The 8,477-nt window shown below is 34.7% G+C and carries 7 protein-coding genes; 6 read left to right on the top strand and 1 reads right to left on the bottom strand.

The features are described 5' to 3' along the window. Nucleotides 1-312: 312 nt before the first annotated feature. From FC88_RS04935 to FC88_RS04910, 6 genes are all read left to right on the top strand, one after another. Entirely contained in the window at nucleotides 313-1,926 is a 1,614-nt protein-coding gene (locus FC88_RS04935; RefSeq protein WP_057813392.1) for a helix-turn-helix domain-containing protein, read from the top strand. Between the two features lie 254 nt (nucleotides 1,927-2,180). Beyond that, nucleotides 2,181-3,371, top strand: coding sequence for an MFS transporter (locus FC88_RS04930; protein WP_057813390.1), 1,191 nt, complete (start codon nucleotides 2,181-2,183; stop codon nucleotides 3,369-3,371). A gap of 13 nt (nucleotides 3,372-3,384) precedes the next feature. Next, entirely contained in the window at nucleotides 3,385-4,281 is an 897-nt protein-coding gene (locus tag FC88_RS04925) for an alpha/beta hydrolase (protein ID WP_057813387.1), read from the top strand. A 9-nt stretch (nucleotides 4,282-4,290) separates the two neighbouring features. Then, the gene (locus FC88_RS04920) at nucleotides 4,291-4,764 is read left to right on the top strand and encodes a hypothetical protein (protein WP_057813385.1); all 474 of its coding nucleotides are present in this window, start codon (nucleotides 4,291-4,293) and stop codon (nucleotides 4,762-4,764) included. After that, complete coding sequence (locus FC88_RS04915) at nucleotides 4,764-5,606, top strand: sulfite exporter TauE/SafE family protein (RefSeq protein WP_057813383.1); 843 nt, start codon at nucleotides 4,764-4,766, stop codon at nucleotides 5,604-5,606. The genes FC88_RS04920 and FC88_RS04915 overlap by 1 nt, the downstream gene beginning before the upstream one ends. Beyond that, nucleotides 5,606-5,989 carry a DUF1634 domain-containing protein gene (locus tag FC88_RS04910; RefSeq protein ID WP_057813381.1) on the top strand — a complete coding sequence of 128 codons (384 nt, stop codon included), beginning with the start codon at nucleotides 5,606-5,608 and terminating at the stop codon, nucleotides 5,987-5,989. Before FC88_RS04915 ends, FC88_RS04910 begins: the two co-directional genes overlap by 1 nt. A gap of 158 nt (nucleotides 5,990-6,147) precedes the next feature. On the opposite strand, the gene FC88_RS04905 is transcribed toward FC88_RS04910, so the two are convergent. Then, entirely contained in the window at nucleotides 6,148-8,187 is a 2,040-nt protein-coding gene (locus FC88_RS04905) for an L-type lectin family protein (protein ID WP_157060425.1), read from the bottom strand. Between the last annotated feature and the right edge of the window lie 290 nt (nucleotides 8,188-8,477).

The raw sequence follows: 8,477 nt of genomic DNA, 5'->3' as shown, positions 1-8,477 counted from the left end.
TTTATGGAAAATATTAAGTTTTAAAAAGTGTTCGGTTATTTCTTGCAATCTGCCTTTTTATGAAATTTGTTTTTTTTCTAATTAAGGAATGCCAAAAGACTATACATATTATAAATAAGGCGTAAAATAACATATTGGTATAGATAATAAATTATGTTCATATTTTGCTAAATATCTTGTCTATTTATTTAAGTAATGAAATGTGGTAGGTTACTTATATAGAAAATAATTTACTATAATATAATTGTAGAAAAATATGCTTAATCGTATTTTATTATAATAGAATTAATCGCATCTACGGGGGTGGAGTTCTTGGATAGCTTTACTGACTTATTTCTTTCAAAATCAGAAATAGAAAAAATACAACTATTTAACAAGATTAAATTAATCAGAACTAATCAATTGGCCAGTGCTGATTTGATTGGAACTTATCGAAATCGTGATATCAAAGTTAAGGATATCAATTTACGTAAGGCTGCTTATCAAATGAATAAGAGTTACGGCAGTGTTTACAATACTTTCTTAGGAATTCAAGAAGATTTTAAGCGGATCTTAGATAAGGATGAATACAGTACAGAAGAGATGTTTAACGTCACTAGGGATGCTTATCATGCCTTTTTGACTACTAATTCTGACGGTTATTTGTTCTTAGACGCAATTGTTAAGGATAAAGAAACCTCTTTTAAACATTTCTATGAAACTTTGGAAAGTAGTAAAGCAACTGTTTTACGTCATTTAAAGCCTATGAGAGGTTATTTGAAGCGTTTTGGCGTCAGAATTGCTTATGAACCAATGCGTTTTGTAGGCGATGAAGAATCAATTCGTTTGGCTATCGCAGCATTGTATTGGAACGCTACTAGGGGATACGTATGGCCATTTGAAGATTTCACACAAAAGACAGCTTTCAAAGTCGTTGATATTGCTTTGGACAAATATCGCCTTAAACCAACTAATCATATTACAAAAATGTTTTATGCTTATGTTGTTATGGCACACTTGTATCGAATCATTGAGGGCAATCACGTTCAAAACATGGATGCATTGAATGTCATCAATTATCCTTTCCCTAATATTTTTGAAAGTGCTAGTTCAATGCTTGAAGGGGATACTGGCAGTAAAAAGGTTAGAGAATTGAAGCGCGCTATTAAAGAAGATGTCAGTTATGAAGAGCAAATGTTCCAATCAGCTGATTTTTATATTCTATTAATGTGCGTGCCAGCAACTTTTGAAGTTTCAGAAGAATATTTAGAATCCGTTTCTAAGCAACTAGTCAGATATAATCCACTATTTGCTAACTTTATTGATGATTTCTTGGAACTTATTCCAATCGACGTGGAACAAACAGTTTCAGATATGGCAATGTCACACAGTGAATTTTTGAGATATAAATACAATTTGACGACATGTATTATTGGTGTACTAGCTCTTGATCACAACTATATTGAAATCTTGAATTTGTACTCAGGTTTTGGCGATGCTATCAGCAAATTAAATGATGAAGGGTTAGAGAGTAAGATTTATTCAACCGTTCAACATCTAATGCTACGTGATAAGTATCAATCTCTAAATGGCAAAGCTAAACAGATCTCAGAGGCGATTTATGCAATTGCTTATCGATTCTTCTCACTTTACAACAAGAATATTCAAGTAAAAGTTTACTTGGAGTTAGAGTCATTCTTCTTAGTATATTCAGATTTAGCAGTTACTTTACAATCATTGCCATATGCTAAAATTGTTAGTGACCCTAAAGAAGCTGATATCGTTGTAACGGCTAATAGTGCTAACCCACCAGCAGACGAAATGAAAAAAGATGCCTGCATTTATCGTTGGATGTATAATGGCGTTGATGGTCAAATGGGTGGCTTATTGAACTTGATTTATAAGATTTGGACTGAAGAAAAGGTTACTGAAAATCCAAATCTTTAAGTGAAAAGTGTTGCAACTATTTTCAGAATATATTATGATACAGGTTGTGCGATGAGTCGAGAGCCGTCGAATTTGGACGACACTTATGATGGTAGGGTATCAAGCACTACTCACCGGATTGTGAGGGATATCTATAGGGCGCTGATGTGAACAGCAAACTATTTACTCATCTGAGTACTACCAACTAAAACCATGGTTGATCTTTTTAGCCATGGTTTTTTTATTGAAAAAATTAAATAGAAGAGGTGAAAAGGATGCGCGCTCAAAGATTGTGGCTATTAATTTTAAATATCACATTCAATTTAGTAATGGGATTTATTTTGCCAGTGAATACAATATTTATTCATAAGAATCTACACGAATCATTAGTAACAGCAGGATTTGCTTTGATGGTATATTCAGCTTTTATGATGGTTGGAAATGCTTTGGGGGGATTTATGTTTGATCGTTTCTCCAAGCGTGGAACGTTATACATTGGTTACGGAATATCAATTATATCGTTATTAGGTATGTCAGTACATCATGTGTGGCCAACATATGCGATTATGTTGTTCACGTTAGGATTTGGAATGGGGCTGGTCTATACGGCCGTTAATGCCTACACTGCCTTCGTTGCAGAACAAATGACCGGCAATAGTCGAGTGATTTTTAATAATATGTATTTAGCTGCTAATATCGGAATTGCTATTGGTTCAACAGCAGTCGGATTTATCTTTAAGTGGAGTATCTTTTTAACTTTCTTCATTCCGATGCTATTATTTGTAATCAGTGCCGTTATATTGTTACTAAAAGCTAACGTCTTGGATCACGTTCATGAACAAGATGATGAAGATATTCAGCGTTATGAAAGTAGTGACGTTAAGGATCCAAGAATCGAAATTGGTACAAATCGTTTCAGATTAAATATCTTTGTGATTTGTGCGTCAATTTTTATCGTATGGCTAGGTTATTCTCAATGGGACAGTAACTTGTCAGCATATATGCTTAACCAAGGTTATACAACTCGTGAATACGGTTTGGTATTTACAGTAAATGCGGCTTCATTATTGATCATTCAACCAGTAATGAATCGTGTGATTTCAAAAATTTTCAAACTATTAAAATATCAAATTTTCATAGGAACAATTATTATGGGATTGTCATTCTTGATACTTCCAGAGGCTAAAACTTATCTAGCTTTTATTATTAGTATGTTAGTTTTGACTGTTGGTGAATCAATGGTTTTCCCAACTATTCCAGCGTTATTGAGTAAGATGTCAACTAATCGAAATCGTGGAACTTTCCAAAGTTTCTATAGTATTTTTGGTTCATTAGGAAGAGCAATTGGACCTTATGCAGGTAGTTTGATCATCACAGCAATGTCCTTTTCAACATTGTTCGTTGGTATCACTATTTCGATGATTATTGTTGCCATCGCTATGATAGGTGTGAAAGAATTAGGATAAGTGAGGTAATATCATGATAATTATTTTGTTGATATTGTTATTGCTAGTCGTTCTGATTCTGAACGCCTTTTTTTTGTATATTCAACAAAGAGGTTCCAAAGCTTTGGGTTCAGAAGCACCTAAAGTTAAAATGGATGAAGGCTTAGAAGAAAGTACAACTAGATTTTTAGTAAAAAGTAAAAGTGAATGGCAAATAAAATCACATTATAATGGCAGTAAATTGTACGGATGGTTTACTGATAATAATGCGGAGACGACAGTTATTTTAGTACACGGCTTTGGTGTTGATCACAATTCATTAAATGTCCATGCACAGTTATTTGATAAACTTGGATGTAACGTTTTGCAGATAGATGATCAAGCGGCTGGGAAAAGTGAGGGCAAATATCTTGGCTTTGGTTATATTGAGAGTCAAGACTTATTAGATTGGATCAGAGAAGTTTTGCGTCAACGACCGGATGACAAAATTGTTTTATTCGGAGCTTCAATGGGAGCAGCAACTGTTATGTTGGCAACAGACAACGACCTACCAAAAAATGTTAAACTAATAATCGAGGATTCTGGCTATACTAGTGCGGCAGATATTTTGAGTTATCACTGTCAAAAGAGATATCATATTAAAGGTAAATTATTGATTGCTGGTATTTCAATGATGTCGCGAATCAGGGCCGGTTTTTCATATCAACAGACCGATTGTCGCAAGGCGTTGGAGAAAAATAAATTGCCGGTATTGTTTATGCATGGGAAAAACGATTTCACGGTACCTTTCAACATGAGAGATGAGTTATCCACATGTGGACAATTCCCTAAAATGTCGTATGAAAGCCTTGGTGTTCACATTCGCAGCTACTATGTTGATTCAAAAAAATACCAACAGGCTGTGGATAAGTTTTTCAAAAAGTATCTTTAGGAGAAGAAAATGAAAATAAAAATTGCTGATTTTATCGAAAATGTTCAAGAAGGAAAATTCAACCAAACTAGTTTAGAAATTAGTAAGGATGATTTGTTACAAGAAGATCTTTGGTCTTTGAATAAAGCTAAAGAACAAATGGAAAAGGATGCTGCCGATAATAAACTTTCACAAGTTTTGATCCATGTAGCCGATGCCGAATTTGAAATTAATTTTTATCTAGAGACTGGTGTCATTAATTTACCATTCGATGATGCTAAGAAGGTCACTCATTTCTTCGATGATGATGCAGAAGTGGATACTAAATTTTATCTTTCAACAGTTTGCGATTACTTAAATGCTTCAAAATTTCATATTGATTTAATTTCAGAAAACTTACCTGAAAAAGCTGAAATTAAACAGACAATGGATATAATGAAAGGTAACTATGAAACTTCCGTAGAGAACTTTAATAATAGGGAAGAAGAAAAAGAGGAAAAATAATGAATTCAATGTTGCTACTCTTAATAATGGGAGTGGGAGCTGGAGTTCTTGGTGCAATTTTGGGTATTGGTGGAGGAATGATTATAACTCCCGTTTTGACTATTATGATGGGGTTAGATATCAAATATGCCATCGGTGCCAGTATCATTTCAGTTATTGCGACAAGTTCTGGCTCGACTATTGCCTATTTGAAAGATGACATGCTTAATTTGCGTGTTGCGATGTTTTTGGAAATTGCTACTACTGTCGGAGCAATTATGGGTGCTTTGTTAGTAGGGGTATTTTCAAGTAGTTTCTTGTACGTTCTATTTGGATTTTTCTTATTGTATTCAACTTACAATATGATTCGAAAGTTATTCGATAAAAAAGGTGAACAAGTTTTCACTGGTCATGATCCAATCGTTGAAAAATTTAAGTTAGCAAGTACTTATTATGATAAGTCAGAGCAAAAGCAAGTCGATTATTCAATGAAGAATGTTCCCGGTGGCTTTATTATGATGTGGGCTGCTGGTTTGGCAAGTGGCTTATTAGGTATCGGTAGTGGTGCTTTCAAAGTTATCGCTATGGATACAATTATGAAAATGCCTTTGAAACCATCGAGTGCTACTAGTAATTTGATGATGGGTGTAACGGCTGCTGCCAGTGCCACGGTTTATTTCTTTAATGGTTCGATTCGCCCGGATATCGCTGCGCCTTTGGCAATTGGTGTTTTAGTGGGTGCTACGATTGGTGCTAGATTGATGCAAGTTTTGAAACCAAGAGTAATCAGAATGATCTTTATTCCAATTATTCTCTACATGGGAGTGCAAATGGCTCTTAAAGGATTCGGGGTGAACATCTAATGGATACACATAAAGAAACTAAAGAAGTCGAAGTGATTATTGGTAAGATCCTGCGAATTGGCGTTATAGCGTCGGCAATCGTAATCTTAATCGGCATGGGCTTGTATTTTATGAATGGTTCTGGTTATCCAACTGTTATGCAAAATGGTAAAGCTATGGTTGATTTCCCAAGAAGATTTTCAGACATTTTTGCCGGTATCATGGCGGGTAAGTCGTACGCCGTTATTATGTTGGGTGTTTTCCTATTGATTTTGACGCCAGTTTTGCGGGTTGTCGTTTCAATTTATGCTTTTTATAAAGAACATGATAATTTGTACGTTATTATTACTACAATTGTTTTAGTTATTCTGATGTTCGCTATGTTTTTGGGATATCGGAGTTAAAAAATAAACCTTAAAGGTTCTGGATTCTTTCTTAAGTTAGGTTAATAGTAATATGTCGTCCTATATTTTTTTACGATCAAACAAATAGCATCAGTTCAGATAAATAGTTAATCAACTATATCTGAATTGATGCTATTTTTGACTCTGAATTATTTTTATTAATGATTGACGATTGAATCAAGTAGAGTCCAACTTATAACGCCGTTATACTGACCTGCAGGATTCACGTTATCGTTTAAGGATAGTAGGATTCCATTTTGATTAGTCCACGGTAAGGTAATATTGTTAGTTTCTGTCGAATCATCAGGTTTGGTGTATTGAGCTATAGTCGTAGTGTTACTCAAATTGATGGGATGACTTTCAGGTGTTTGTTTAAAAACTAAATTACCGTCAAAAGGCCGTTTAGTATTGGTATTAATTAATTGTGAAGCACTAGCTTGGACGGTCCAACTTGAACCTTTTTCACGACTATCGATGACATGGACGTTCCAATCATCGATTCTTGGTACCAATCTATTTTTATTGCCAAAGTTAATATTTTGGAATTTCACATTGCTAGAAACTTCTCCAAAATAAACAGTTCCACCAATTTGAATCGTACGTTCCAAAGTGTTGGTTTGACCAAGAATTCCAGAATCATCTTTGACATAGAATGAAACTGGTGTGGAAGATTCATTTAATTGAGAGTTAGGGATGTTTAACGTGAAATTTCCAGCTGAGTCGATGATGCCTTTTTGAGCAGTGAAATCTTGATCACCAACTTTTTGATAAACGGTCAATTTGGTTAAATCAGGAGTAGCACTAGTTCCTAAGTAACTAACGTGAGCTTTAATTTGGGCGTCTTCACCTTTTTTGATTTTGATAATGTAAGGAGTAGAGCTTTCAAGCGTGATTGATTTAGGATCAATAATAAACGAGGGTGCATCAGTATCGGTAATTAAATTATCTCCATCAAAATGAGCGTGGGCAGATGGAACAGTCAAAGTATTAGTTGTAGTTTTGGCGGCTTTACCATGAAGCGAAATTGTAGCAGTTCGATTATCTTTATTCAGAGTTTGAAGTAATTGATAATTTAAATAATTTGGATCGGTAGTATCGGCAAATACGCTGCTAGGAATAATTTCTTTTTTACCGTTGGCATAGTTGATTTCACCGCTAGTAAAAGTAACATTGTCTGGAATTTGCATTCTAGTCTTGATATTAGTCCACTCTCTAGTCCAACCAATATATTTCAAATTGTAATTATAAGTAATATCGTCGTTAGCATTAACATGGTCGCCAGCTTTAACTTCAGTATCCTCAGTGTCGTTATGAATATTGGCACTAGCTTGGGCATCAACGAAGGATGGTAAGGATTCAAAAACCAATAAGTTGTTTTCAGTATATTTACCAGTTGAACCTGTAAAACCCCAATATAGTTTGCCATTGGTAGTTTTGAATTGATTAGTATCAACAATGGTTGAAGCAATTTTAGCCGAATTAGTTGGAGTTCCGTCAGGATTTTTATCATCATATTTATAAGTAATGGTTCCTAGATTGCTGTTGGTAGTTGGCTTAGTCCATTGAATTGTTAAATGATGCCAGTTGTTATCGACTAAATTTAAGTTATCGGTTGCAGCCAGATGCAACATTGTAAAATAATTTTTAGTTGCAGGTCCATTACTAGTATCACCAGCAGGTTTTTTAATTGTGTTATGGAAGTAAGTACTTATTGGATAAGTTCCATCGGAAGGATTTCCAGGATAGCCTATGGCGATGTGTTGACCATTGATTCCTTGTGCATCAAAGGAAACACCTTCTCCAGAAATATCTTTATAGGTCGTTAATTTATTAATAAAGGTATCAAACTCTATTGCTAAACTGTTTTGTACAGCATTTTTGGCGATATTAGCAGGATTGGTTTCATTCCAATTCCAATCCGTCCCCCAAACACCTAATGTTTCACCATTACCGGGCTTGGTGTTACCATCTTTGTCTTTTCCGATTGAATGAGCATTTGTTCCTCGTGGATCGTTGTGCATAACAAATGCCATTCCATCACCGGGGAAGAGACTGTCAGGATAGCTTGAATTTTTGTACGAACCAAAATAAAGCCACATAGATGCAGTTTGATTCTCATTAATATTGAAGAAATTATCCTCAGATAAATTACTCCAAATGCCTCCAACTTGATAGTTAGTATTGGTCAATTTGATCACACTGGTATTGGGAGTATTAGGATTAGTTGAATTAACGATTTCAGCTGAATTATTCTTGAAATTAGCTTTAGTAAAATCTTGGTCATTCCAATGTAAACCCTTAGGAGTATTTCTGAGAGCTGTCTCATAGTTGGCTTGATTACCGGCATCAATGACACTATTAGTGGCATTAGCATCGGTGGCGGCAAGAGTAACTTGAGCTAAAGTGAAAATCGTTAATAATCCCTCAAAAATAATAACGCAAATTGCAAGAACAAGTTAGCCACTTTGGAAAAATAAAGAAAAGTTAA

This window comes from Companilactobacillus futsaii JCM 17355 (assembly GCF_001435505.1).
In the GTDB taxonomy this organism is placed as follows: Bacteria; Bacillota; Bacilli; order Lactobacillales; family Lactobacillaceae; genus Companilactobacillus; species Companilactobacillus futsaii.
This window is presented reverse-complemented; position numbering and strand designations above follow the sequence as displayed.

Coding starts and splice junctions, on each gene's coding strand:
- FC88_RS04910 (WP_057813381.1), top strand. CDS start 5,606: ATGGATACACATAAAGAAACTAAAGAAGTCGAAGTGATTATTGGTAAG.
- FC88_RS04930 (WP_057813390.1), top strand. CDS start 2,181: ATGCGCGCTCAAAGATTGTGGCTATTAATTTTAAATATCACATTCAAT.
- FC88_RS04915 (WP_057813383.1), top strand. CDS start 4,764: ATGAATTCAATGTTGCTACTCTTAATAATGGGAGTGGGAGCTGGAGTT.
- FC88_RS04920 (WP_057813385.1), top strand. CDS start 4,291: ATGAAAATAAAAATTGCTGATTTTATCGAAAATGTTCAAGAAGGAAAA.
- FC88_RS04925 (WP_057813387.1), top strand. CDS start 3,385: ATGATAATTATTTTGTTGATATTGTTATTGCTAGTCGTTCTGATTCTG.